This is a genomic window from Herbaspirillum sp. SJZ107 (genome assembly GCF_006715485.1).
GTDB lineage: Bacteria > Pseudomonadota > Gammaproteobacteria > Burkholderiales > Burkholderiaceae_D > Telluria.
The window spans coordinates 990,451-1,015,671 of the sequence record NZ_VFNH01000002.1 but is presented as its reverse complement, the minus strand read 5'-3'; the positions used below and the strand labels follow the sequence as shown (position 1 = coordinate 1,015,671).

General features: G+C 66.9%; 24 protein-coding genes. 18 read left to right on the top strand and 6 right to left on the bottom strand.

From position 1 onward, the window contains the following. The first annotated feature begins 8 nt into the window (after nucleotides 1-8). Nucleotides 9-1,316, top strand: coding sequence for a nitrate/sulfonate/bicarbonate ABC transporter ATP-binding protein (locus tag FBX97_RS14175; RefSeq protein WP_141832619.1), 1,308 nt, complete (start codon nucleotides 9-11; stop codon nucleotides 1,314-1,316). 10 nt (nucleotides 1,317-1,326) lie between these two features. Then, nucleotides 1,327-1,923: a DUF4337 domain-containing protein gene (locus FBX97_RS14170; protein ID WP_141832617.1), complete on the top strand. Its 597-nt coding sequence runs from the start codon at nucleotides 1,327-1,329 to the stop codon at nucleotides 1,921-1,923. A gap of 10 nt (nucleotides 1,924-1,933) precedes the next feature. Here the strand turns inward: FBX97_RS14170 and rph are convergent, their stop codons facing one another. The 3 genes from rph to FBX97_RS14155 are packed head-to-tail and all read right to left on the bottom strand — an operon-like array spanning nucleotide 1,934 to nucleotide 4,644. Further along, the gene (rph, locus tag FBX97_RS14165) at nucleotides 1,934-2,668 is read right to left on the bottom strand and encodes a ribonuclease PH (protein WP_141832615.1); all 735 of its coding nucleotides are present in this window, start codon (nucleotides 2,666-2,668) and stop codon (nucleotides 1,934-1,936) included. A gap of 18 nt (nucleotides 2,669-2,686) precedes the next feature. After that, nucleotides 2,687-3,634 carry a PP2C family serine/threonine-protein phosphatase gene (locus tag FBX97_RS14160; protein WP_141832614.1) on the bottom strand — a complete coding sequence of 316 codons (948 nt, stop codon included), beginning with the start codon at nucleotides 3,632-3,634 and terminating at the stop codon, nucleotides 2,687-2,689. Nucleotides 3,635-3,648: 14 nt separating this feature from the next. Next, the gene (locus FBX97_RS14155; RefSeq protein ID WP_141832612.1) at nucleotides 3,649-4,644 is read right to left on the bottom strand and encodes a serine/threonine-protein kinase; all 996 of its coding nucleotides are present in this window, start codon (nucleotides 4,642-4,644) and stop codon (nucleotides 3,649-3,651) included. Nucleotides 4,645-4,789: 145 nt separating this feature from the next. Between FBX97_RS14155 and FBX97_RS14150 the strand changes: the two genes are divergently transcribed. The 4 genes from FBX97_RS14150 to FBX97_RS14135 all read left to right on the top strand — a co-directional run bounded on the left by FBX97_RS14150 (nucleotide 4,790) and on the right by FBX97_RS14135 (nucleotide 9,226). Continuing rightward, on the top strand, nucleotides 4,790-5,677 hold the full coding sequence (locus FBX97_RS14150) for a YicC/YloC family endoribonuclease (RefSeq protein WP_141832610.1): 888 nt from the start codon (nucleotides 4,790-4,792) through the stop codon (nucleotides 5,675-5,677). 137 nt (nucleotides 5,678-5,814) lie between these two features. Beyond that, complete coding sequence (gmk, locus tag FBX97_RS14145) at nucleotides 5,815-6,462, top strand: guanylate kinase (protein ID WP_141832608.1); 648 nt, start codon at nucleotides 5,815-5,817, stop codon at nucleotides 6,460-6,462. 59 nt (nucleotides 6,463-6,521) lie between these two features. Beyond that, nucleotides 6,522-6,725 carry a DNA-directed RNA polymerase subunit omega gene (gene rpoZ / locus FBX97_RS14140; protein WP_005665923.1) on the top strand — a complete coding sequence of 68 codons (204 nt, stop codon included), beginning with the start codon at nucleotides 6,522-6,524 and terminating at the stop codon, nucleotides 6,723-6,725. A gap of 257 nt (nucleotides 6,726-6,982) precedes the next feature. After that, nucleotides 6,983-9,226: a bifunctional (p)ppGpp synthetase/guanosine-3',5'-bis(diphosphate) 3'-pyrophosphohydrolase gene (locus FBX97_RS14135; RefSeq protein ID WP_141832606.1), complete on the top strand. Its 2,244-nt coding sequence runs from the start codon at nucleotides 6,983-6,985 to the stop codon at nucleotides 9,224-9,226. Here FBX97_RS14135 and FBX97_RS14130 read toward each other — a convergent pair whose 3' ends face one another. The 3 genes from FBX97_RS14130 to greB all read right to left on the bottom strand — a co-directional run bounded on the left by FBX97_RS14130 (nucleotide 9,227) and on the right by greB (nucleotide 12,798). Then, a complete protein-coding gene (locus FBX97_RS14130) occupies nucleotides 9,227-11,443 on the bottom strand; it encodes an ATP-binding protein (protein ID WP_141832604.1) in 2,217 nt (738 codons plus the stop codon). Nucleotides 11,444-11,499: 56 nt separating this feature from the next. After that, nucleotides 11,500-12,129, bottom strand: coding sequence for a biliverdin-producing heme oxygenase (locus tag FBX97_RS14125; protein ID WP_141832602.1), 630 nt, complete (start codon nucleotides 12,127-12,129; stop codon nucleotides 11,500-11,502). Nucleotides 12,130-12,231: 102 nt separating this feature from the next. Beyond that, the gene (greB, locus tag FBX97_RS14120; protein WP_141832600.1) at nucleotides 12,232-12,798 is read right to left on the bottom strand and encodes a transcription elongation factor GreB; all 567 of its coding nucleotides are present in this window, start codon (nucleotides 12,796-12,798) and stop codon (nucleotides 12,232-12,234) included. 92 nt (nucleotides 12,799-12,890) lie between these two features. Between greB and FBX97_RS14115 the strand changes: the two genes are divergently transcribed. The 12 genes from FBX97_RS14115 to FBX97_RS14060 all read left to right on the top strand — a co-directional run bounded on the left by FBX97_RS14115 (nucleotide 12,891) and on the right by FBX97_RS14060 (nucleotide 25,147). After that, complete coding sequence (locus FBX97_RS14115) at nucleotides 12,891-13,511, top strand: hypothetical protein (protein WP_141832598.1); 621 nt, start codon at nucleotides 12,891-12,893, stop codon at nucleotides 13,509-13,511. A gap of 38 nt (nucleotides 13,512-13,549) precedes the next feature. Further along, entirely contained in the window at nucleotides 13,550-14,710 is a 1,161-nt protein-coding gene (locus FBX97_RS14110; RefSeq protein ID WP_370457240.1) for an ATP-binding protein, read from the top strand. Beyond that, nucleotides 14,707-15,354: a response regulator transcription factor gene (locus FBX97_RS14105; RefSeq protein WP_141832596.1), complete on the top strand. Its 648-nt coding sequence runs from the start codon at nucleotides 14,707-14,709 to the stop codon at nucleotides 15,352-15,354. The genes FBX97_RS14110 and FBX97_RS14105 overlap by 4 nt, the downstream gene beginning before the upstream one ends. Before the next feature lie 120 nt (nucleotides 15,355-15,474). Beyond that, nucleotides 15,475-17,067 carry a GGDEF domain-containing protein gene (locus tag FBX97_RS14100; RefSeq protein WP_141832595.1) on the top strand — a complete coding sequence of 531 codons (1,593 nt, stop codon included), beginning with the start codon at nucleotides 15,475-15,477 and terminating at the stop codon, nucleotides 17,065-17,067. Between the two features lie 237 nt (nucleotides 17,068-17,304). Next, nucleotides 17,305-18,792 carry a flagellin gene (locus FBX97_RS14095; RefSeq protein WP_141832593.1) on the top strand — a complete coding sequence of 496 codons (1,488 nt, stop codon included), beginning with the start codon at nucleotides 17,305-17,307 and terminating at the stop codon, nucleotides 18,790-18,792. Between the two features lie 85 nt (nucleotides 18,793-18,877). Continuing rightward, the gene (locus FBX97_RS14090; RefSeq protein WP_141832591.1) at nucleotides 18,878-19,237 is read left to right on the top strand and encodes a flagellar protein FlaG; all 360 of its coding nucleotides are present in this window, start codon (nucleotides 18,878-18,880) and stop codon (nucleotides 19,235-19,237) included. Between the two features lie 169 nt (nucleotides 19,238-19,406). Beyond that, nucleotides 19,407-22,058, top strand: a complete 2,652-nt coding sequence (gene fliD, locus FBX97_RS14085; protein ID WP_141832589.1) for a flagellar filament capping protein FliD — start codon at nucleotides 19,407-19,409, stop codon at nucleotides 22,056-22,058. A gap of 27 nt (nucleotides 22,059-22,085) precedes the next feature. Beyond that, entirely contained in the window at nucleotides 22,086-22,544 is a 459-nt protein-coding gene (gene fliS, locus FBX97_RS14080; protein ID WP_141832587.1) for a flagellar export chaperone FliS, read from the top strand. 4 nt (nucleotides 22,545-22,548) lie between these two features. Then, the gene (locus tag FBX97_RS14075) at nucleotides 22,549-22,875 is read left to right on the top strand and encodes a flagellar protein FliT (protein ID WP_185748594.1); all 327 of its coding nucleotides are present in this window, start codon (nucleotides 22,549-22,551) and stop codon (nucleotides 22,873-22,875) included. A gap of 41 nt (nucleotides 22,876-22,916) precedes the next feature. Further along, nucleotides 22,917-24,056 carry a flagellar hook-length control protein FliK gene (locus tag FBX97_RS14070; RefSeq protein WP_141832585.1) on the top strand — a complete coding sequence of 380 codons (1,140 nt, stop codon included), beginning with the start codon at nucleotides 22,917-22,919 and terminating at the stop codon, nucleotides 24,054-24,056. Then, nucleotides 24,049-24,408, top strand: coding sequence for an EscU/YscU/HrcU family type III secretion system export apparatus switch protein (locus tag FBX97_RS14065; RefSeq protein ID WP_141832583.1), 360 nt, complete (start codon nucleotides 24,049-24,051; stop codon nucleotides 24,406-24,408). The genes FBX97_RS14070 and FBX97_RS14065 overlap by 8 nt, the downstream gene beginning before the upstream one ends. After that, entirely contained in the window at nucleotides 24,392-25,147 is a 756-nt protein-coding gene (locus FBX97_RS14060) for a flagellar brake protein (RefSeq protein WP_141832581.1), read from the top strand. Before FBX97_RS14065 ends, FBX97_RS14060 begins: the two co-directional genes overlap by 17 nt. Nucleotides 25,148-25,221 lie beyond the last annotated feature (74 nt).

Here is a 25,221-nt window from a genome sequence, read left to right as displayed (position 1 = left end):
GTGCAAAAATGACTAATCTGGTAGAACTGAAAGGCGTCTCGAAAGCCTTCCGCAGCGCCGACGGCGCCCCGCGCACCATCCTCGACGGCGTCGACTTCACCCTGGCCGACGGCGAGATCGTCGCCATGCTCGGCAAGTCCGGCTCCGGCAAGTCGACCCTGCTGCGCATCGTCGCCGGCCTGGTGGCGGCCGACGGCGGCCGGGCCGCGTACCGCGGGCGGCCGATCGGCGGCCCGCTGGCCAGCGTGGCGATGGTGTTCCAGTCCTTTGCCCTGTTCCCCTGGCTGACGGTGCAGCAGAACGTCGAGCTCGGCCTGGAAGCGCAGGGCGTGGCCCCTGCCGCGAGGCGCGAGCGCGCGAATGCCATGCTCGACCTGATCGGGCTGTCCGGCTTCGGCGGCGCGCTGCCGCGCGAACTGTCGGGCGGCATGCGCCAGCGGGTCGGCATCGCGCGCGCGCTGGTCACGCACCCGGACGTGCTGCTGATGGACGAAGCCTTTTCGGCGCTCGACGTGCTGACCGGCGAGACGCTGCGCGGCGACATCCTCGACCTGTGGGACGGCAAGCGCATCCCGACGCGCGGCATCCTGGTGGTGTCGCACAACATCGAGGAAGCGGTGATGATGGCCGACCGCATCGTCATCATGGCCAGCGACCCGGGACGGGTGCGCCACGAGATCCGCATCGACCTGCCGCGCCCGCGCAACGCCGACACCCCGGAAGTGCGCGCGCTGGTCGACGAAGTCTACGGCCTGATGACGATGCGGCCCGCCGCGACGGTGCCCGGCGCAGGAACGGCACGTCCGGACCTGCCCGACTATCGCCTGCCGGATGCCGACGTCGGCCGCATCGAGAGCGTGCTGGACCTGCTGGCCGGCGCCCCCTTCGACGGCCGCGCCGACCTGCCGCAGCTGTCCGAAGACACCGAGCTGCCGGACGAGGAACTGTTCCCGGCCTACGAGGCATTGGGCCTGCTCGGGCTGGCGCGCGTGGAGCGCGGCGACATCGCGCTGACGCCGCTGGGGCGGCGCTATGCGCTGGCCGGCCAGGCCCAGAGACAGGCCCTGTTCGGACGCCAGCTGCTGAAGCACGTGCCGCTGGCGGCGCGCATCCACCGCGAACTGGAAGACGACGCGAGCGGCACGCTGGCCGAGGAACCCTTCCTCGAGCTGCTGGAAGACACGCTGGAAGCCGGCCAGGCCAAGCGCATGCTGGAAGTGGCGATCGAGTGGGGCCGCTACGGCGAACTGTATGAATACGATTACCGCACCGGCATGCTGAACGTGCCGCGCATTCAGCAAAACACCCAGGCCTGACAGGAGAAACATGGAACCCGACGCCATCCTCGACGACGTCCCGCCGTCCGGCGACAACCGCCTCGACCGCAAGGTCGCCCTGACCGTGGCCCTGCTGGCTTCCTTCATGGGCGTGTGCAAGGTCAAGGACGACAACATCGTGCAGGCCATGCAGCAAGCCCAGGCCGACAAGATCGACCACTGGGCCTTCTACCAGGCGCGCAACCTGCGTCAGGAACAGGCGCATACCACGCTGCTGCAACTGCGGCTGGGCGCCTTGTCGCGCCCTGCCGCCGAGCAGGCTGCTCATCAGGCTGAATACGCTGCAGCAATCAACGAGCTGCAAAAGCTGGAGACCGACCAGGCGAAGAAGAAGGAAGAAGTGCAGGCCCAGGCCAAGCAGGACCAGGCCACCTACGATGCGCTGAACTACCGCGACGACCAGTTCGACCTGAGCGACGCGGCATTGGCGCTGGCCCTGTCGCTATTGGCGATCACCACGCTGACGCGCGAGCGCTGGCTGTACCTGGCGGCCCTGGTGCCCACGGCCGTGGGCGTGTTCTATGGCGGGGCCGGGTTGTTCGGGTTGCCGTTTCATCCGGCGTGGTTGACCGGGTGGTTGTCGTGAGCGCGCAAGGTCAAGCAACCAACCCCAGCGTCCGCTTCTGCAAGCCCACCAGCTCCCCGATCCCCTTCTCCGCCAGATCCAGCAGGCGATTCATCCCGGCGCGGTCGAACGCCGCCCCTTCCGCCGTCCCCTGCACCTCGATGAAATGCCCGGCCTCGGTCATCACCACGTTCATGTCGGTATCGCAGCCCGAATCCTCGATGTAGTCGAGGTCCAGCACCGGCACCCCCGCTACCACGCCGACCGAGATCGCGGCCACGAAGTGGCGCACCGGGACCGCCGGGATCAGGCCGGCCGCGACCAGGCGCGAAAAGGCGTCGTAGGCGGCGACCATGGCGCCTGTGATCGAGGCGGTGCGGGTGCCGCCGTCGGCCTGGATCACGTCGCAGTCGAGGTGCAGGGTACGTTCGCCGAAGGCTTCCAGGTCGAACGCGGCGCGCAGCGAGCGGCCGATCAGGCGCTGGATTTCCTGGGTGCGCCCGGACTGCTTGCCGCGCGCCGCTTCGCGGTCCATGCGCGAGTGGGTCGAGCGCGGCAGCATGCCGTATTCGGCGGTCAGCCAGCCCTGCCCCTTGCCCTTCAGGAAGCCGGGCACGCGGTCTTCGATGCTGGCGGTGCAGATCACCTTGGTGTCGCCGCACTCGATCAGCACCGAGCCTTCGGCATGCTTGGTGTAGGCGCGGGTCAGGCGCACGCTGCGCAACTGGTCGACGGCGCGGCCGCTGGGGCGGGAGGCATTGCTCATGTGGGTTCCTTTGATTTGTTATTTGAGTAGCTTGGACGATTTCTCGATGGCGCCGCGGATCTCGGCGATCGCCTTTTCGATGTCGTCCTCGTCGAACGGATCGCCGTCCTTGCCCGGCCCCGGCGGCTGGCCGGCGCCGGCATCGTCGATCCGCGAATTCACCTCGCCTTCCGACAGCATCTGGGTCGAGACCACGCTGTCGTCGCCGCCGGCAAAAGCGGCGCCGCCGGCGCCCTGCCACTGGATCGCCAGCGCGGTGGTATTGTCGGCGCGGCTGCCGGCGATCGCGGTGGCCATGCCGATCATGTCCGGCACCGCCTGCACGATGGTGTGGGTCGACAGCTGGTGCACGATCTCGGTATCCGGCAGCACGCCCCACAAGCCGTCGGAACACAGCAGCAGCACGTCGCCCGGTTCCAGGCCGGCCTGGCGCGAGACGTCCACGCGCGGCAGGGTCGAGGCGCCCAGGCAGTTGTACAGCTTGTTGCGGTCGGGGTGCGAATTGCGTTCGGCCGGATCGGCCAGGCCTTTCGCGATCAGGTGCTCGATGTGCGAGTGGTCGCGCGTGCGCGCCAGCACCTGGCCGCGGCGCACCCAGTACAGGCGCGAGTCGCCGCAATGCGCCCACACCGCGCAGTTGTGCTGCACCAGGCAGGCCACGATGGTGGTGCGCGGCGTGTCCGGCAGGCCGCGTCCGGCGGCATAGCGCAGGATGTCGAGGTGGGCCTGCTGGAAGGCTTCCTCCAGGAAGCGCTCGGGCTTCTTGACGTAGGGCGTGGCCTGGGCGCGGAACAGCGCCGACAGGGTCTGCAGGGCGATGGCGGCGGCGACTTCGCCGCGCTGGTGGCCGCCCATGCCGTCGGCCAGCACCAGCAGCAGCGCGTCGCGCGTGTAGCTGTAGCCCATGCGGTCCTGGTTGACCTTGCGTCCGCCGATGTGGCTTTGCTGGTAGACGGAAAATTGCATCGTGGGTCTCCGAGTCAGTCCTTGCGGCCCAAGGCGCCGAGGCGGCCGACCAGGCCGCGCCAGCCGGTGGCGGGCGCCTGCGCGGGCCCGGTGTCGTCGCCATCCGCGCCGGCTGCAGCCGCGGCGCCCTCCTTCAGCACCTTCTGCACCGCGAACACGCTTTGCGGGCGCGCCAGCGGATCCAGCGCCAGGCAGGAGCGGGCCAGCGCAATCAGGGCCGGCGAATGATCGCGCGCCGCTTCCAGCTTGCCGAACTGGGCGTCCATTTTATCGTCGAGGCGGCGCCCGTCGGCCGGTTGCGGCGGCGCGCCCGCCATGCAGGCGTAGATGGCGGCGCCGATGCTGTAGATGTCGGTCCACGGCCCCAGCGCCGTCGCCTTCGAATACAGCTCGGGCGCCGCGAAGCCGGGCGTGTACATCGGCGCCAGCGCCGGCGAGTCGCTGTTGATGGTCTGGCGCGCGGCGCCGAAGTCGAGCAGGATCGGCGTGCCGTCGGTGCGCAGGTAGATGTTGGCCGGTTTCAGGTCGAGGTGCAGCAGCTTGTTGGCGTGGACTTCGCGCAGGCCGGCGCAGACGCCGGTGAACACCTGGCGGATGAAGGCTTCGCCGGCGCGGCTGCCGCGCGCCACGTGGCGCGCCACCACTTCCTGCAGCGCGTGGCCGGATTCGTAGGCCATCACCATGTATACAGTGTCGTTGGCGCGGAAAAAATTCAGCACCCGTACCACGTTCGGATGGACGATGCGCGCCAGCGCCCTGCCCTCCTCGAAAAAGCATTTCAGGCCGATGCGGAAGACCGGCAGGTTGGGCCGCGGGATGCTGGGCGCCAGCTCGCCAGCCTGGCGCAATGCCAGGGCGCTGGGCAGGTATTCCTTGATCGCCACGGCATTGCCGTCGCCATCATATGCAAGATAAACAATACTGAACCCACCGGACGCAATTTTCTTTACAATGCGATATCCGCCAATCTCCAGCCCATCGGGCAGGGGGGCATTATTTTGTGCAGCCATGAGCGAGTAGTCCTTGCTAAACACGGCGATTGTGTGGATAAATCACGGGTTTGTAAAGAATAAAGGGAAGCTCGATCCGCTGGCGCAAGCCGCGCCGGTTGGCCGGGGCTTCCAGCAACCGGGGACTCCATTGAGCATTTCTAGCATGACAGGTTACGCGGTAGCCACCAGCGAGGGCGCTGCCGGCACGCTGACGATCGAGATCAAGAGTGTCAATTCACGCTTTCTCGACCTGCAGTTCCGTATCAACGACGATCTGCGCGCGCTGGAACCGGACCTCAGGGCCGCCATCATGGCCGCCATCACCCGCGGCAAGGTCGAGGTGCGTCTTTCGTTCGGCCGCAAGGCCGCCACCGGCTCGCAAGCCCTGAACCAGGCGCTGCTGGAGGATCTCGCGCGCCTGCAAGGCGAAGTCACCAAACACTTCGTGTCGGCGCCGCAGATGACGGTGGCCGAGCTGCTGCGCTGGCCGGGCGTGATCGAGGAAGCGCAGATCGGCCAGGAGTCGCTGCAGGCCGACGTCGCCGCCCTCACTGCAAAAACGGTTGCCGCCTTCGTCGACAGCCGCCGCCGCGAAGGCGCGGCCCTGGAAGCGATGCTGCAGTCGCGCATCGATGCGATGGAAGCCATCGTCAAGCGCATCACGCCCCTGATCCCGCAAGTCATCTCGCAATTCCAGCAGAAAGCCATCGAGCGCATGCAGGATGCCCTCGGCCTGGCCGGCCACGGCAACCCGACCGTGCTGACGCGCCAGGAAGTCTTCGAGCGCATCCGCCAGGAAGTCACCCTGTATGGCATCCGCATCGACGTCTCGGAAGAACTGTCGCGCCTGTCGGCGCACCTGAACGAAACGCGCCACATCCTGAAAAAGGGCGGCCAGGTCGGCAAGCGCCTGGACTTCATGATGCAGGAATTGAACCGCGAGGCGAATACGCTGGGCGCCAAGGCGTCGGTCAAGGAACTGGCGGATGCGTCGATGGAGCTCAAGCTGCTGATCGAGCAGATGCGCGAACAGGTGCAGAACCTGGAATAACGGATCGGGCGCACGCAGTACGCATGCGCAGCACGCGTGGGCACGGAGTGCCCACCCTACGGTGACGTGGTAGGGTGGACACCACGTGCCCACGCAAACATTTGAACATCAAAAAACGTAACAAAGGAACAAAACCCATGCTCACCAACGCTTTTTCCGGCAGCCTGTTCATTGTCGCCGCCCCTTCCGGCGCCGGCAAATCGACCCTGGTCAATGCGCTGCTGGCACAGGAACCGGGCATCAAGCTGTCGATCTCGACCACCACGCGCCCGCCGCGCCCGGGCGAACAGGATGGCGTCCATTACCAGTTCACCAGCGCCGAGGATTTCGTCGCCCGCGCCGACCGCGGCGAATTCCTGGAATGGGCGGAAGTGCACGGCAATTACTACGGCACCAGCCGCCTGACCGTGGAACAAGAAATGAAGAACGGCACCGATATCCTGCTGGAAATCGACTGGCAGGGTGCGCGCCAGGTGAAGAAGCTGTTTCCGCATGCGGCCGGCATCTTCATCCTGCCGCCGTCGATCGCGGCGCTGGAAGAGCGCCTGAACAAGCGCGGCACCGACGAGCCGCACATCATCACGCGCCGCCTGCTGGCGGCCGGCGGAGAGATTGCTCACGCTCCAGAGTTCGAATATGTTATCATCAACGAAGAGTTCAACGTCGCCCTGTCCGAGCTTGGGGCGATTGTCAAAGCGACACGAGCCCGCTTCGCCCAACAAGCGGCGCGCAACGCCTCGCTCTTTGCCCAGTTGGGAATCCACGCGCAACAATCGCAAGCCTGACCGTTCAAGCGGCGCATCACACTTTTTCGTCTAATTCGTCCAGTCTCTAGGAGTACACCATGGCCCGCATCACCATCGAAGATTGCCTGAAAAACGTCCCGAACCGTTTCCAGCTGACCCTGGCCGCAACCTATCGCGCACGTCAGTTGCTGCAGGGCCACACCCCGAAAGTCGAAGCCAAGGACAAGCCGACTGTCGTCGCGCTGCGTGAAATCGCTGCGGGCAAGGTTGGCCTGGAAATGCTGAAAAAGGTTCCGATGTAATTATTCGGGGTTGGTGCCCGTTTTATCGGGGCACTATTCCAACCGATTCAACGTCGTCCCTGCGCAGGCAGGGACCCAAGTTTGCAAGCGTCGTCGCGATGCGTCTAACTTGGGTCCCTGCCTTCGCAGGGAGTTTTTTTTGCCAATGGCAAAAAAGACAAGGTGTTTCAGCGTTCCGTTGCACGGCTGAGTCCTGCACCTTCGCCAGCCCCTGAATCTGTTATTCTGTCCCCATACAGCGGCTGATTTTAAAGAGTATGAACTTGTCTCCCCCGGATTCCGTCCACTCAGGCACCACCACCAAGCCGGGCCGGCCCAGCCGCGCCGGCAAGCCGCAGGAAGCCGAACCGGCCCCCGCGCCGGGCGTCGCGTCGATCACGCACCTGGCCAACAAGCTGGCCGAATACCTCACACCCGCCGAACTCAAGCGCGTCAAGGAAGCCTACCGCTTCTCGGACGAGATGCACCTCGGCCAGGTCCGCAAGTCCGGCGAACCGTACATCTCGCACCCGATCGCGGTGGCCGAGATCTGTGCCGACTGGAAACTCGACGCCCAGGCCATCATGGCCGCCCTCCTCCACGACGTCATCGAAGACCAGGACGTCAAGAAGGAAGAGCTGCTCGAGCGCTTCGGGCCGCAGGTCGCGAACCTGGTCGACGGCCTGTCGAAGCTGGAAAAGATCGAATTCCAGAGCGTGGTCGAAGCGCAAGCGGAGAACTTCCGCAAGATGCTGCTGGCGATGGCGTCCGACGTGCGCGTCATCCTGATCAAGCTGGCCGACCGCCTGCACAACATGCGCACGCTGGGCGTGATGGTGCCGGCGAAAAAGCGCCGCATCGCCGGCGAGACCATGGAAGTCTACGTGCCGATCGCGCACCGGCTCGGCCTGAACGACATCTACCGCGAACTGCAGGACCTGTCGTTCTCGCACCTGTACCCGCTGCGCTATAAAACGCTGTCGAAGGCGATCAAGGCTGCGCGCGGCAACCGGCGCGAGGTGGTCAAGAAAATTCTCGACGCGGTCAAGAACACGCTGGCCGCGGCCGGCATCCAGGCCGAAGTCTACGGCCGCGAAAAGACCCTGTTCGGCATCTACAAGAAGATGCGCAACAAGCACCTGTCGTTCTCGCAGGTGCTGGACGTGTACGGCTTCCGCGTCGTCGTCGATTCCATTCCCAACTGTTATGTGGCGCTCGGCACCCTGCACGGGCTGTACAAGCCGATGCCCGGCAAGTTCAAGGATTACATCGCGATCCGCAAGATCAACGGCTACCAGTCGCTGCACACCAGCCTGATCGGCCCCTACGGCACCCCGGTCGAATTCCAGATCCGCACCCAGGAAATGCACCGCACCGCGGAAAGCGGCGTGGCGGCGCACTGGCTGTACAAGACCGGTGACCAGAACATGTCGGACCTGCAGCAGCGCACCCACGCCTGGCTGCAGTCGCTGCTCGACATCCAGCAGCAGACCGGCGACTCGGCCGAGTTCCTCGAGCACGTCAAGGTCGACCTGTTCCCCGACTCCGTCTACGTGTTCACGCCGAAGTCGAAGATCATCGCGCTGCCGCGCGGCGCCACGCCGCTCGACTTCGCTTACAGCATCCACACCGGCATCGGCGACCACACGGTCTCGGTCAAGATCAACAACGAACCGGCGCTGCTGCGCACTGAGCTGCACAACGGCGACATCGTCGAGATCGAGACCGATCCGAACTCGCGCCCGAGCCCGACCTGGCTGAGTTTCGTCCGCACCGGCAAGGCGCGTTCGGCGATCCGCCACTACCTGCGCACCATCAACCTGAACGAATCGGTGGAACTGGGCCGTGAACTGCTGGCGGCGGCGCTGGCCCAGCTGGGCGTTTCCGGCGAGATCCCGGCGGGCACGATCGAGCGCCTGCTGGCCGAATCCTCGGCCAAGTCGATGGACGAGCTGTACGCCGACATCGGCATCGGCAAGCGCATGCCGGCATTGGTGGCGCGCCACATCGTCGGTCTGCAGGGCGGCGACGTCGACAGCGTGCCGGCGCAGCCGAGCCACGGCGGCGAACTCGATCCGGTCACGATCTACGGCAGCGAAGGGGTGTCGGTACAGCTGGCGCCCTGTTGCCTGCCGATCCCGGGCGACCAGATCATCGGCCAGCTGCGCCGCGACCAGGGCCTGGTGGTGCACACCGCCGACTGCTCGCAGGCCAAGCGCCTGCGCCTGAAGGAACCGGACCGCTGGATCGCGGTGCAGTGGGGCGGCGAGCTGAATCGCCGCTTCGATTGCCGCATCCGCCTGCTGATCAACAACGAAAAGGGCATCCTTGCCCGGGTCGCCGCCGAGATCGGCGAGTCCGACGCCAACATCACCTATGTCGGCATGGACGAGGACGACGAACACATGATGACCCAGCTGCGCTTCACGATCCAGGTCAAGGACCGGGTGCACCTGGCGCACCTGATCCGCAACCTGCGCCGGGTGGCGGGCGTCAACCGGGTCGAGCGCGAACGATCGTAATCAATCGTTCGACACGCCGGCCAGGATATCGGCCAGCGACTCGAACTGCAGCGGCTTGGCGAAGTGCGCGTCGAAGCCGGCATTCAGCGCCAGCTGGCGGTCGGCTTCCTGGCCGTAGCCGGTCAGCGCCACCAGCCGCAGCATCTTCGTATCCGGGTCGCGCCGCAGGCGGGCCGCGATCTGGTAGCCGTTCATCCCCGGCAGGCCAATGTCGACGATGGCCAGGTCAGGCCGTTCGCGCCGCGCCAGCGCGATGCCGTCGACGCCGTTGTCGGCCTCGAACACCTGGTAGCCGGCCGCCGACAGCTGGGCCGACAGCATGTGGCGCGCATCGTTGTTATCCTCGATCAGCAGCACCGTGGAGACCGCCGATTCGCTGGCGGCCGCCGGCGGCGCCGATTCCACCACCGCCGCGGTGTCCGCGCCTTCCTTCAGCAGCGGCAGGCACAGCGTGAAGGTGCTGCCCTTGCCGCTGCCCTCGCTGGCGGCCGTGACGGTACCGCCATGCAGGGTCACCAGGCTGCGTACCAGCGACAGGCCGATGCCGAGCCCGCCCTGGGCGCGGTCGAGCGACACCGCGCCCTGCACGAAGGTCTCGAACAGGGTCGGCATCAGTTCCGGCGCAATGCCGACGCCGGAATCGTGCACGGTCAGGCACGCCTCGTCCTCGCCGGACTTCAGCGCGATCTCGATATGGCCCTGGGCCGGCGTATATTTCAGTGCATTCGTGACCAGGTTGCCGACCACCTGCTCGATGCGGGTGCGGTCGCCCAGGACCCAGGCCGGTTCCAGGCGGCACTCCAGCTGCTGCTCGACGCGTCCCGCCATGCGCAGCGCATCCACCACCGCCTCGACCACCGACGCCAGCTCGACCGGCCGCATGTCGAGCCGCACCTTGCCGCGTGCCAGCCGCGCCAGGTCGAGCAGGTCGTCGACGATGCGGGTCAGGTGCTTGCCCTGGCGCAGCAGGATGTCCTGGGCGTGGCGCTTCTGGCCCGGGTTGGCGTTCTCGATGCGCAGCAGCTGGGCGGCGCCCAGGATGCCGCTGAGCGGGTTGCGCAGTTCGTGGCTCAGCATGGCCAGGAAATCGTCGCGGATACGCACCTGGGCCTCGGCCAGCTTGCGCGCCTGCTGCTCGCGCTGCAACAGGGAAGCGCGTTCGGTCTCGGAGCGGGCCAGCTTGATGCCGGCTTCGCCGATCGAGCGCTGCAGTGCGTCGAACTCGGCGATACCGCTGCTGGCGGCGGCCGCGGCGCTGGCCGACGCCAGGCCACCGCCCTCGCTGAGCCGGGTCGCGGCCTGGGCCGCGCCGCCGATGGCAGCGGCCAGCCGGCGCCCGAAGAACACTGCCGCCAGCGCGGCGCACAGCAGGGCCACCAGCATGCCGCCGGCGGCCAGCATCACCGCATGGCGGGCCGCGCCCTCGATCTCGCTGGCCGGCACGGCCACCGCGATGGTCCAGCCCGACATCGGCGAATGGACGAAGGCGTGGTAGGCGTCCACGCCGTCATGCGTGGGGTAGCGGATCAGGCCCTGGTCCGCGCCCGCTGCCGCCTTGACCAGGCCCGGGTTGGCAGGCTCGCCGAGGCGCGCCGGTTCGCTCGGCCGCGCAATGAAGCGGCCCTTGTGATCGATCACCGACAATGTCCAGCTGGACGGCGCTGGATGGTGCGATACCACCCTGGAAAAATAATCGGGTGAAAATACCGAACCCAGCGCGTAGCGCTCGCCGCCGAGCAGCGGCACCGGCACGGTGATCGCAGTCACCGGGTTCTTCTGCAGCGGCCCGGTGACGAGGTCCGACACCATGGTCTTCCGGTTCGCCATCACCTGGCGGATACGCGCGCGCACCTCGTCGCGCGTCGGCGGCAGCTTGCTACCGAACGGCACCACTGTATTGATCAGCTGCTGGCCGCCGGCGTCGAACAGGATGATGCGTCCGCCGTCGCCGCGGTCGGCGCTTTTCGCATGCGCGTAGAAGCCGGCCATGTCGCCCTGCGCCAGCTGGGGCGAACGCGCCAGCACGTGCAGCGCCGCCTCGGCACTGCTCAGTTCGCGGTCGACCAGCAGCGCGGTGGCGGCGGCGCTCTGGCCGAGCGCCTGCAGCGCGGCTTCGCGCTCGGAACTCAGCAGGGTTTGCAGGGCAATGGCCGCAAACAGGGAAATCGGCAGGATGATCGCGCCGATCATGATCAAGAGGTATGCGCGGAGTCTCATTGCATGGAAAACGGTCGAGGTGCCCGGGGCGCGGCAAGCCGCGTATTTATTATCAATTATGCACGTTTTTCGGCAGACGCCGAGCACGCCGGTGCAGCCGCGTGCGGCGCCAGCGCCAGGATGGCGTCGAAGGCGGCGCAGGCGCCGGCACAGGCGTCGCGGATGGCGTCCGGCGTGCGCACCTGCTCGCGCACACCTTGCATGAAACTGCGCCAGCGCGGACCGGGGCCGGCGTCTTCGCCTTTCAGGTAGCGCAGCGGATGCGGGGCCAGGCGCTCGGCCAGGCGCTTGTACAGCACGGCGCCGCCCAGTTGCGAGCCTTCGATCACGTAGCATACGCCCCAGCGCCAGGCGGCGCTGGCGTCGCGCGGCCAGGCCGGCTGCGGCGCCGTGGCCAAGGCATCCGGCGCTGCGGCCGGCATGCCGGGCTCGGCCAGGTCGGCGTCGATCAGCGCCAGCCGGGCGCGCTGGTCGAAGTAAGGGCCGTCTTCAAAACCGCTCAGCCAGGGCTGCAGCGGCGCCAGCCAGGCTTGCAGCATGCGCAGGTGGCGCGCGTAATCGTCGAGGGAAGCGTCGGGCGCGCCGATCGGCAGGCCGCTGTCGAGCTGCTGGTGGCGGCTGTCGGTGGCCGTGCGCAGTGCCGCCAACGGGTCGGCAGGCTGCGTAAGCTCGTTAGAGCGGTTCATTTGATCCGGGTAAAGAAGGAAACCGCCCATCTTACCAGCCGCCGAGCGCCCGTGGCCGGCCGGCTGCAACTATCTGCAAGGCGCGGCCACAGCCTTCCCGGATCAGTCCGCGATCGGTTCAGGGTAGGTGACGCTCAGGATTTCCAGCTCGTCCACGCCCTGCGGCGTCTGCAGCGTGACGACCTCCCCTTCGCGCGCCTTGGTCAGCGCGCGCGCTACCGGCGACACCCAGCTGATCCTGCCCTGCAGCGGGTCCAGTTCGTCGATGCCGACGATGGTCACGGTATGCTCTTCGCCGGCCTTGTTCATGTACTCGACGGTGGCGCCGAAGAAGACCTGGTCGTTGCCGTGATGCACGGACGGGTCGACCACGAAGGCCGAATCGAGGCGTTTGGTCAGGAAGCGGATGCGGCGGTCGATCTCGCGCAGGCGGCGCTTGCCGTAGATATAGTCGCCGTTCTCGGAACGGTCGCCGTTGGACGCGGCCCAGTGCACCACGCGCACGACTTCCGGCCGGTCGACGTCGATCAGCTGCAGCAGTTCGTCCTTGATCGCCTTGTGGCCAGCCGGGGTGATGTAGTTCTTGGAGCCGGCCGGGATCGCATGCGCGAGAGCAAGGGCTTCGTCGTCGTCCTCGTTGTCGGACTCTTTTACAAAAGCTTTATTCATAATCCTTATTGTAGTCTTCTCGCTAACACGACGCCGCCGAATTGGCAAAACCGTAGCGAGCCGACCTCACCTTTTCCCGTATTATTCGGGGCATGACACGAGTCGCCCCCCGAACCCGGCTGTTTGCGCCGCTGGTGCATGCCGCCGCCCTGCTGCTGCTGCTGGAAGAATGGTGCTGGAAGCTCGGCCTGCGCCTGGGGGCCTGGCTCGGGCGTACGCCCGGACTGGCCTGGGTGGAAGTGCGCGTGCGCACCCTGCCGCCGTATGCGGCCCTGTGCGCCTTCCTGCTGCCCGGCCTGCTGCTGCTCCCGGTCAAGATGCTGGCCCTGGTCGCGATCGCCAAGGGCCATGCGGCGTCCGGCATCACCACCATCGTCGTCGCCAAGCTGGGCGGCGCGGCGGTGGTCGCGCGGCTGTATGCGCTGACCCTGCCGACCCTGCTGGCGGTGGGCTGGTTTGCGCGCTGCCACGGCTGGTTCATGGGCTGGAAGATACGCACCATCGACCAGCTGCGTGCCTACCTGCGCGCCAGCGCCGCCTTCGCCAAGGCCACGCGCCTGCTGCGCGGCATCCGGATCGGCTGGCGCCGCCGGCGCCGGCGCCGCGTGCGCAGCGCGATCCATTTCGGCGGCCGCAACGCCAGCCCGGCGTCGCGCGTGCTGCGCCGTTTCGTGGTCCAATGGCGCGCGCGGCGCCGCGCCGACACCGACTGACAGCGCCGGTCGAGCAACCCGATAACAAGAGCACAGCCATGAGCCATCCCGATACGCCGCTTCCGTCCCCCGTCCCTACCGCTGCAATGCAGGCCGACCAGGCCGCGCTGATCGACTACCAGGCGTGTTTCAATGCCGTGGTCAACCATACGCCGGGCCTGGTCTACCAGTTCGTGCTGCATGCCGACGGCAGCACCGCCTTTCCTTACCTGAGCGAGGGCTGCGCCGCCCTGCTCGGCCTGTCCGTGGCCGAACTGCAGCAGGACCCGGCGCGCTTCCCGCAACTGATCCTGGCGGAAGACCGCAAGCGCTACGAGGAGACCATGCACGCCTCGAAAAGCGCGCTCGAGGGCTGGAACTGGGAGGGCCGCCTCTGGATCGAGGCCTGGCGCGACGTCAAATGGATCAGCCTGCGCGCCACGCCGGCGCCGCTGGCGGATGGCGGCGTGCAGTGGGACGGCATCATGACCAACGTCACGGCCAGCAAGCTGGAACAGGAAGAAGCGCGCCGTTCGCGCGCCCGCCTGGCCGAGCTGACCGCCCACATCGAGCAGGTGAAGGAGCAGGAACGCACCCGCATCGCGCGCGAGATCCACGATGACCTGGGCGGCAACCTGACCGCAATCAAGATGGCGCTGGCGATGCTGGTGCCGCGCCTGCCCGACGACGCGTCGCTGCAGGAAAGGGTGGCCTATCTCGACCACCTGGTCGACCGCACCATCGAGGCCGTGCACCGGATCTCGCTCGACCTGCGCCCCAGCACCCTGGACCTGGGCATCGTGGCGGCGCTCGAGTGGCAGGCGCGCGAATTCGAGAAGCAATCCGGCATCGCCTGCATCTTCCGCAGCTTCGATGCCGACATCGCGCTGGAACAGGACCATGCCAGCGCACTGTTCCGCATCTTCCAGGAAGCGCTGACGAATATCGCCAAGCACGCCGGCGCGACCCGCGTCAAGGTCAGCCTGCGCCGCCAGCGCCAGCATCTGATCCTGAGCATCTGCGATAATGGCCGCGGCATCACCCCGGCCGACCGCCTGAAGCCGCAGTCCTTCGGCCTGCGCGGCATGAGCGAGCGCGCCACCGCCCTCGGCGGCACCATGACCTTGTCGGCGGCGCCCGGAGGCGGCACCATGGTGACTGTCAAGATCAGGCTGGCTGCGCCGGCAGCCGCCAGGAATACGGAATCCACCGAAGCATGAGTGAAAAAGCCAGCATCCGCGTTTTTATTGCAGACGATCACGCCATCGTGCGCGAGGGCCTGAAGCAGATCCTTGCCGAGCAGCGCGACATCGTGGTCGCCGGCGAAGCCGAGACCGGCCTCGACGCCATCAAGCTGTTCCGCAAGTCGCGCTGCAACGTGCTGCTGCTCGACATCTCCCTGCCCGACCGCAACGGCATCGACGTGCTCAAGCAGATCAAGAGCGAGAAGCCGGAGCTGGCGGTGCTGATGCTGTCGATGCACCGCGAAGACCAGTATGCAATCCGCTCGCTGCGCGCCGGCGCGTCCGGTTACCTGAACAAGCAGAGCGCGCCGCGCGAACTGGTGAATGCGATCCGCCAGGTGGCCGCCGGCCAGCGCTACGTCAGCGCCCAGCTGGCCCAGGCGCTGGCGGCCCAGGTCGGCGAAGACCACGAGAAGCCGGTGCACGACACCCTGTCCGACCGCGAATACCAGACCCTGACCATGATCGCTTCGGGCAAGACGGTGAGCGAGATCGCCCAGGAACTGTCGCTGTCGGTCAAGACCGTCAGCGAATACCGGGCGCGCCTGCTGGCAAAAATGAAACTCAAGACCAGCGCCGAGCTCACCCACTACGCGATCCGTAACCAATTGGTGGATTAGTGTTGGGCCGTAAAGACAGTTGACGGGATTAGTGGGTGTTCTCGGCGCTTTTCTACTGATCAGTTTCCCAAAAGATAGATAACATGACGGGGATAATTATTCCATGCGGCAACGTGCGTCATGTCCACTCTAAATTCTCCTACCGGCAACCCTCCGGCAAACCCGGCCGAGATTGCCCGCGAAGCCTTCCGCCGCCTTGCCACCCGCCGCATCGCGCCGACCCCCGACGCCTACCGCGACATCTATAACGAAATCGCCGGCATCCCGGCGCCGGCGCCCGTGCCGGTACAGCCGCAGGTCCCGCAGCCGGACAACGGCGCCGAACAGGTGCTGTCCGGCTTCGCTCAGCGCCTGGCCGAGACGCCCGGCGAACTGGCCGAGCTGGGCCTGCGCTTCCAGCGCGCACTCAAGGGGCGCGACTGGGACGGCTGTACCCGCACGCTCGCGCAGCTGGCCGAAAAACACCTGCGCCGCCACACGCACCCGGCGCTGGCGCTGGGTGTCGAGGATGCCGAAGCCAAACTCCTGCGCGACCTGCTGGGCCGCACGCTGAGCTTTGCGCTGGCGTCGTCCCTGGCCGCCACGCCGGCCCTGGCGGCTGAAGCCGAAGCGCTGGGCGCCGCGGTCAAGGCCGCCCACAACGAGGACGCACTGCAGGACGTCGCGGTGCGCCTGAAAGACCTGTGCTACCAGGTCGAACTGAAGCGCGGCGACGCCGGCGAGCAGCAGGAACTGCTGCTGCGCCTGTTCAAGCTGCTGCTGGAAAACGTCAGCGAACTGCTCGACGACGACAGCTGGATGCGCGGCCAGGTCGCCGCCGTGCAGGACCTGATTGCCGGCCCGCTCGACACGCGCGCGCTGGAAGACGCCACGCGCAGCCTGAAGGACGTGATCCTGAAGCAGGGCCAGCTCAAGCACGGCATCGCCGACGTGCGCGCCACCGTCAAGAGCATGATGATGACCTTCATCGACCGCCTCGGCTCGGTGGCGGCCTCGACCGGCAGCTACCAGGAAAAGATCGGCGGCTTTTCGGAACGCATCCGCGGCGCCGCCAACATCGAGGAATTGAACGCTGTGCTGGAAGCGGTGCTGAGCGAGACCCGCACCGTGCAGGCCGAGGCGCTGGCGTCGCGCGACCGCATGCTGGCGGCGCACCAGGAAGTGCAGGATGCGGAAAAGCGCATCCGCGACCTGGAAGGCAAGCTGCAGCACATGAGCGAACTGGTGCGCGAAGACCAGCTGACCGGCAGCCTCAACCGGCGCGGCCTGGACGACGTGTTCGAGCGCGAAAGCGCCCGCGCCGACCGCCGCGGCACGCCGCTGTGCGTGGCCCTGCTCGACCTCGACAATTTCAAGAAGCTCAACGACACCTACGGCCACCTGGTGGGCGACGGCGCCCTGCGCCACCTGGTGAGGGTGGTCAAGGACACGCTGCGCTCGATGGACGTGATCGCCCGCTTCGGCGGTGAGGAATTCCTGATCCTGCTGCCCGAGACCACGGTCGACGCCGCATCGAGCGCCATGGTGCGCGTGCAGCGCGAGCTGACCCGCCACTTCTTCTTGCACGACAACGAGAAGACCTTGATCACGTTTTCCTGCGGCGTAGCGCTGCGCCGGCCGAACGAAGACCAGGCCAGCCTCACGGCACGCGCGGACCGCGCCATGTACCGGGCCAAACAGAGCGGCAAGAACCGGGTGATGGTGGCGGATTGAGGGAAAAAATAATTATTTTTGCCCTCAAGTTCCCAAAAAACGCGCCGCCAAGCACCCGCATCACCGAATAAAAACGTTGCCCGTCGAAAATTTTCTTATTTCCGACCATAAAGTTTTCCCGGGCCAGTACGTTACCTGCATCAAGAGCAGCGGTTTGAATGTCACGGAACAGCGTGACAGACCAAAGCGAATCAGTGGCACGTCGCCACACCCTGCAAGACCAAGTGGAGAAACACCATGGCATCCGTAATCAATACCAACGTTGCATCCCTGAATTCCCAGCGTAACCTGGCCTCGTCGCAAGCTTCGCTGAACACCTCGATCCAGCGCCTGTCGTCGGGCCTGCGTATCAATAGCGCAAAAGACGACGCCGCCGGTCTGGCCATCTCGGACCGCATGAACTCGCAGATCAAGGGCATGACCCAGGCGACCCGCAACGCGAACGACGGCGTGTCGATGGCGCAAACCGCCGAAGGCGCCCTGTCGAGCTCGGGCGACATCCTGCAGCGCGTCCGCGAACTGGCAGTGCAGTCGTCGAACGCATCGAACTCGGCCAGCGACCGCAAGGCCCTGCAGACCGAAGTGACCCAGCTGACCTCGGAACTGAACCGCATCGCCGGCACCACCGAGTTCAACGGCACCAAGCTGCTGGACGGCTCGATGGGCACCGCCAACTTCCAGGTCGGCGCCAATGCAGGCCAGCTGATCTCGATGACCGGCTCGAACTTCACCACCACCACCTACGGCAACAACCAGATCAAGGGCGACGCAGCCGCCGTGACCGCCGACGGCGTGTCCGGTGCCAAGGCCGGTACCGCCAAGATCTCGGGTGCCCTGGGCAGCGCCAGCATCACCAGCACCACCGCCGATTCGGCCAAGACCATCGCCGCCAAGATCAACGACAAGACCGCGGACACCGGCGTCACCGCCACCGCGAAAACCGATGCGCTGCTGACCAGCGGCGGCGGCGCCTACTCGCTGGACGTCAAGTCGGACAACGGCACCGCCGTGACCGTGTCGTTCTCGGTCGACGGCACCGGCAGCAAGGCCGACGATTTCGCCGCCGCCGTCAGCGCGTTCAACGCCCAGACCGCGAAAACCGGCGTGACCGCCCAGTACGCCGACGGCGGCATCAAGCTGACCAACGCCAACGGCGCCGACATCTCGGTGAAGAACAACAACGCCGCAGCCGTCGCCGGTCCTCCGGCCGTCGCTGCCGGTGCATCGATCAGCATGTCCAGCTACAAGGCGGACGGTACCGCCAACAGCGCCACTGCCCTGGCCGCACAAACCAGCGGCGTTGCCAACGGCAACGTGACCATGGACTCGGACAAGAGCTTCTCGGTCAACGAAGGCACCGCAACCGGCTTTTCGCTGGGCGGCACCAACGCCGGCGCGTCGAGCCTGAAGTCGGTCGCCAACATCGACATCAGCTCGTTCGAAGGCGCACAGAACGCGATCAAGACCGCCGACGCGGCCCTGGCATCGGTCAACGGCCAGCGCGCACAGCTGGGCGCACTGCAATCGCGCTTCAGCTCGGCGATCTCGAACCTGCAATCGACCACCGAGAACCTGTCGGCATCGAAGAGCCGCATCACCGACACCGACTTCGCTTCGGAAACCGCGAACATGACCCGCGGCCAGATCCTGCAGCAGGCCGGCACCTCGATGCTGGCCCAGGCGAACTCGCTGCCGAACGGCGTCCTGTCGCTGCTGCGTGGCTAATCGCTGATCCAGCCGACGCAGTACCGCGGTAAGTGATTCCTCGGCTGAAGAAATTCAGCCGGGGAATTTTTCGTAGGGAGACTCCATGAACATCCAGCCCCTCGGCGCCGCCGCCGTCATCAAGCCGGACGAGCGCGCCACCGGTGCAGTAGAACAGGCGGCTGCAGCAACGGCCTCCACCGCCGCCGGCGCCATCGGCAAGTCCGATGGCGCCCCCGCCTCGCGCGCGGAGGTGACGGATGCGGTCAAGAAGATCAACGACGCCATGCGGCTGTCGTCGCAGAGCCTGCAGTTCTCGATCGACGAGGACAGCAAGCAGATCGTCGTCAAGGTGATCGACCAGGACACCAAGGAGGTCGTCCGCCAGATGCCGTCCCAGGAAGCGCTCGAGATCGCCAAGTCGATCGACAAGATGCGTGGCCTGCTGATCGACCACACCGCCTGAGCCGCACGCCGCGCCTCGCATGCAGCCGCCGCCCTCCCGGGCCCGGCTGCATTTTTTTCGCCTGGTCCGCTCAGCCGTACAAAACAGAATTAAGCCGGTTTTCCTGCTCTCAAGAACGATTTGCTTCTGTCGATAATGACTTACATTATCGCTTTCACTGGAGAAACAAATGGGAGTTAGCTCAGCAGGTATCGGTTCGGGTCTCGACGTCGACAGCCTGGTCAGGAGCCTGATGTCGGCCGAGTCGGCTCCCCTGAACAATTACGACAGCAAGACCGCCGCCTACCAGAACAAGCTGGCCGCGTACGGCAAGGTCAGCGCGGCGGTCGGCACCTTCCAGGCCGCCCTGACCTCGCTGAATTCGTCCTCGACCTTCAGCGCGCTGTCGACCACGTCCAGCAACAAGGACGTGCTGACCGCCACCACGGGCGACGGCGCGGTCGCCGGCAAGTACAAGGTCAACGTCACCCAGCTGGCCCAGGCGCAGAGCCTGGTCAGCGGCGGCAAGGCCAGCACCAGCGCCATGATCGGCGCCGGCGCCAAGACCGTGCTCACTTTCCAGTTCGGCAGCACGACCGGCGGTACCTTCGGCGTCGCCGGCAGCGCGCTGGGGCCGGGCATCGCCTCGTCGGGCATTGGCGGCGGCTCGCTGACCATCAACGGCACCGCGATCTCCACCAACGGCACGACCCGCAGCGCGCGCGACCTGGCCGCCGTCATCAACGACGAAAGCGACGTCACCGGCGTCATCGCCAAGACCGGCACCACGACCACCGCGGCCAACCTGTTCAAGGATTTCGGCACGGTCGCCGTCCCTGCCGGCGCCAGCGGCAGCTACAAGCTGTCGGTGGGCGGCGTCGACCTGGCCGCGGTCAGCGGCACCGATACCGTCAGCGCGGCCACGCTCGACACCAGCCTGGCCAGCAGCGCCACCCGCAACGCGCTGGCGGCGGCCAACATCACCGTGACCGGCTCCGCCGCCGACGGCACCCTGCAATTCATGGCGGCCGACGGCTCGAACATCGCCGTGACCGAGAGCGTCAGCGGCGACGTCACCGGCGGCATCGGCCTGGCGGCGGGCAGCGCCAACAAGGGCTCGTCCGCCACCGCGACCGCCGGCGTCACCCTGAGCTCGTCCGACGGCAGCCAGATCGTTGTCGGCGGCACCAATCCGGCCCTGGCCGGCCTCGCCGCGGGCAGCAACGGCAGCTACATCGGCGCCGGCTTCAGCCAGGACGGCACCCAGAACATGGGCACGGTCACGCTCGACGCCAAGGACCAGTCGCTGCAGGGCATCCGCGACGCCATCAACAAGGCCAACATCGGCGTCACCGCGACCATCGTCTCGGACGGCGGCGACAACCCCTACCACCTGGTGGTCACCTCGAACAAGACCGGCGCCAGTTCCTCGATGAAGATCAGCGTCGGCGGCGACGGCGACCAGGCGCCCGACGCCGCGATCGCCGCCCTGATGGGTTACGATCCGGCCGGCGCCCAGGGCCTGACCCAGACCACCGGCGCCCAGGACACCAAGCTCACCATGAACGGCATCGAAGTCACCAGCAAGAGCACCACGGTGGCCGATGCGATCCAGGGCGTCAGCCTGGACGTGTCCACGCTGGGCAGCAGCACGCTGACGGTATCCAAGGACACGAACAAGGTGTCGGACTCGATCAATGCCTTCGTCAAGGCCTACAACACGCTGAACTCGACCATCGCCGGCCTGACCAGCTACAACGCCGACACCAAGACCGGCGGCGCGCTGCAGGGCGATTCGTCGGTGCGCTCGATCCAGTCGCAGCTGCGGCGCCAGCTGTCGGCATCGGTCGAAGGCCTGGGCGGCAAGCTGACCACGCTGAGCCAGGTCGGCATCTCGTTCCAGAAGGATGGCAGCCTGGCGGTCGACTCGTCCAAGCTGAACGACGCGATCGCCAACAACTTCGGCGACATCGGCGGCCTGTTCGCGGCGATGGGTTCGGCCAGCGACGGCGGCATCAGCTTCGACAAGTCGACCGCCGCCACCAAGCCCGGCGAATACCCGGTCAACATCACCAAGATGGCCAGCCAGGGCACGGCGACCGGCAGCAAGGCATTGACCGGCTCGACCCGGATCGCCGCCAACACCACCTGGACCGTGACGCTGAACCAGACCACCCCGGCCACCGACAAGAAGGTGCAGAACATCGCGATCCCGGCCGGCACCTACGACAACACCCAGCTGGCCGCGGTCCTGCGCGCCGCGATCAACGGCAACACCACGTTCTCGGGCGCCGGCGATGCGGTGGAAGCGAAGGTCGACGGATCCGGCAAGCTGTCGCTGTCCTCGAGCAAATTCGGCGAGCTGTCGAGCATCTCGCTGGCCTCGGTCACCGGCACCAGCATCGACGACATCTTCGGCGCCGTCACCACCAGCGCCGGCGAAGATGTGGAAGGCACGATCGGCGGCGTGGCCGCCACCGGCAACGGCCAGACCCTGACCGCGGCCGGCGGCTCCCGCGCCGAGGGCATCCAGCTGACGATCAAGAGCGGCGCCGTCGGCGACCGCGGCAGCGTGACCTTCTCGCAGGGTTATGCCTACCAGCTGACCAACCTGTCGGCCAGCTTCACCGGCAAGGACAGCATCCTGCAGAGCAAGACAGACGGCCTGAACGTCAGCATCAAGTCGGTCGCCGACCAGCGCGACAAGTTCAGCGAGCGGCTGACCGCGATCGAAGCGCGCTACCGCGCCCAGTTCACCGCGCTCGACACCATGCTGACGTCGATGCAAAGCACACAGAGTTACCTGACCCAGCAGCTCGCGGCAATCGCAGCGAACAGCTAATACCTGGATTTTTTGGAGAATCAAACGATGTTTGGAACCATGAAACGCGGCGTGAATGCCTACGCCAACGTGGGCCTCGAAACCGGCGTCGCCTCGGCCTCGCCGCTCAAGCTGATCATCATGCTGTACGACGGCGCGCTGGCGGCCCTGCTCGGCGCCAAGGCCAACATGGCGGCCGGGAATATCGCGGCCAAGGGTTCGGCGATCTCGAAGGCGATCACGATCATCGACAACGGCCTGCGCGCCTCGCTCGACAAGGCTGCCGGCGGCGAGATCGCCGACAACCTGGACGCGCTGTACGACTACATGACGCGCCGCCTGCTCGAGGCCAACCTGAACAACGACGTCGGCATGGTCGAGGAAGTCCACCGCCTGCTGGCCGACCTGCGCAGTGCCTGGGTCTCGATCGGCGACAAGGCCGAGCAGCCGGCATCGATGGCCGCCGCCACGGCGATGCCGAAAGCCCCGACGATGGTCAGCGCCTGAGGACATGATGAACGGACAAGAAGTCATATCGCTGTATGAAGCCATGGTCGGCATCACCGACCAGATGCTGGCCGCCGCCACCGCCAGCGACTGGGACCGCCTGGCCACGCTCGAGCTGCAGTGCGCCGCCTGCGTGCGCCAGCTGAAGGCGAGCGGCGACGGCCAGCCGCTGGCCGCGCAGGAGCGCACCCGCAAGGTCGACGCCATCCGCCGGATGCTGGCGGCCGACCGCCAGATCCGCGACCTGACCCAGCCGTGGATGGCCAAACTGTCCGCCATGATCAACAACAAGGGCACCGAACGCCGCCTCGCGCGCGCCTACGGTATCTGAAGCCGGCGTACCTGAAGCCGACGAATTTGAAGCTGAATTAAATGCTGCCGCGCGATTCCATGCCCTTGTCCCAGGTCGCGCGTACCGCGGCCACGGTGCCGGTCGCCGATCCGCGCCAGCAAGCCTTCCAGCGCGCCTTTGCCGGCATAGTCGGCCAGTCGATGCAGGCCGAGGTGCTGTCGAAACTGCCGGACGGCTCTTTCGTCGTGCGCGTCAACGACACCGCGGCGCGCATGCCCCTGCCAGCCAATGTCCAGGTCGGCAGCCAGGTGGCGCTGACCCTGGTCGCCGTGACGCCGCGTCCGACCTTCCAGGTCGGCAGCGGCGCGCCGGCGTTTGCGGAAGCCGGACCGGCGCCCGAGGAAGGCAAGATCGCGGGCGGGCCGCTGGCTTGGCTGCAAGGCAAGGACGCCGCCGCGCTGGTGCGCACCTCGGCGCTGCTGGCCCAGGCCCGCACCATGGCCGGCCTCGGCGCCGGTGCCGCCAGCGACGCCAACACCTCGATCAGCAGCGCCGGCAAGACGCTCGGCGACATCATCGCCGCCGCCCAGAACGCCGCCACCCCCGCCACCGCGGCCCTCGGCCGCACGCCGCTGCTCGGCGCCGCCAGCCTCGATGCCGGCAGCATCGCCGGCGCGCTGCAGGAAGGCATGGGCAAGAGCGGCCTGTTCTACGAATCGCACGTGGCCGAGTGGGCGCAGGGCGCGCGCTCGATGACCGACCTGGCGCAGGAACCGCAGGCGCAGGGCCGCATGCCCTCGCCTTCCGACCCGGCCACCGCCCAGTTCATCAACATGCAGCTGACCGCGCACGAGCAGGCGCGCGTGGCCTGGCAGGGCCAGTTGTGGCCGGGCCAGGAGATGCGCTGGGAAGTCGAGCGCGACCCGGTCGAGCGCGATGCATCCGAAGGTGGCACCGGCGGCGGCGATGACGAGGGCGGCACCTGGCAGAGCCGGCTGACGCTGCGCTTCGGCGCGCTCGGCGAGGTCGCGGCGCGCGTGGTGCTGGCGGGCGACCAGCTGCACATCCGCCTGGACGCCGCCAGCGCGGACGCCGGCCAGCGCATGGGGGCGCAGCGCGCGCGGCTGGAGCAGGCGCTCGACGCGGCTGGGATGCCGCTGTCGACGCTGGCGATCCACGCGGCGCCCGCGCCTGCACCCGGGACGGACGGCGATGGATAAGAAGACGGCGGCCCGGCGCCAGAACGCCGTCGCGCTGGCCTATGGCGCCGGCCAGCCCGCGCCGCGGGTCGTGGCCAAGGGCCAGGGCCTGATTGCCGAACAGATCATCGGACGCGCCCGCGACGCCGGCGTGTTCGTGCACGAATCGAAGGAACTCGTGGCCCTGCTGATGGAGGTCGATCTCGACCGCCAGATCCCGCCGGGCCTGTACCGCGCCATTGCCGAACTATTGGCGTGGCTTTATTATATTGAGTCAGCGCAAGCCACCGGCGGCGCAGCGCCACCAGCGCCGGACACGGCGCGACTCCTCCCACCCCAAGCCCCGGTTGGAACAGATGCAAGCAATCACTGAAGCAGAATTGGAAAGCTGGCACGACTATGAAGTCGAGTCGCGCAGGGAGATCGTCGCCCTGCTGCGCCAGATCTCGGAAAAGAAACAGCTGATCCGGATGCTGGTCAAGGGCGAAGGCGACGTCTGCGTCACCTCGCTGCTGGACGTCGATCCGGACGACGGCAGCATCATCCTCGACCGCTCGATCAGCCAGGAGCAGAACGCGCGTATCATCGCCGCGCCCAAGGTGATGTGCGAGACCTCGCTCGACAAGATCCGCATCCTGTTCCACGTGAGTAACCTGCGCGAGACCCGCTACGACGGCAGCATCGCCCTTGCCGCCGACCTCCCGTCCAGGCTGATCCGCCTGCAGCGGCGCGAGTTCTACCGCATGGCGACGCCGGTGACCACCCCGGTGCGCGCCACCATCCCGCTGCCGGCGGCACTCGGCGGCGGCACCACCGTGCTGCCGCTGGCCGACATCAGCTGCGGCGGCATCGCCCTCCTCGACAACAAGCACCAGCTCGGCTCGACGATCGGCGAAACCTTCGCCAACTGCCGCATCGAGGTGCCGGACGTCGGCCCGGTCACCACCTCGCTGCAGATCCGCAATGCGCTCGAGATGACGCTGCTGAACAACAAGACCACGCGCCGCCTCGGCTGCCAGTTCGTCGACATCTCGCGCGCCAACATGGCCGCGGTACAGCGCTACATCACCAAGCTCGAGCGCGAACGCAACGCCCGCCTGGCCGGGCACTGAGCACGCCGCGGCCGGGCGGCTGCGCGGCGCTGCCCGCGCCGGGTTCCTGTTATGTTGGCGTTATCAAACAACGC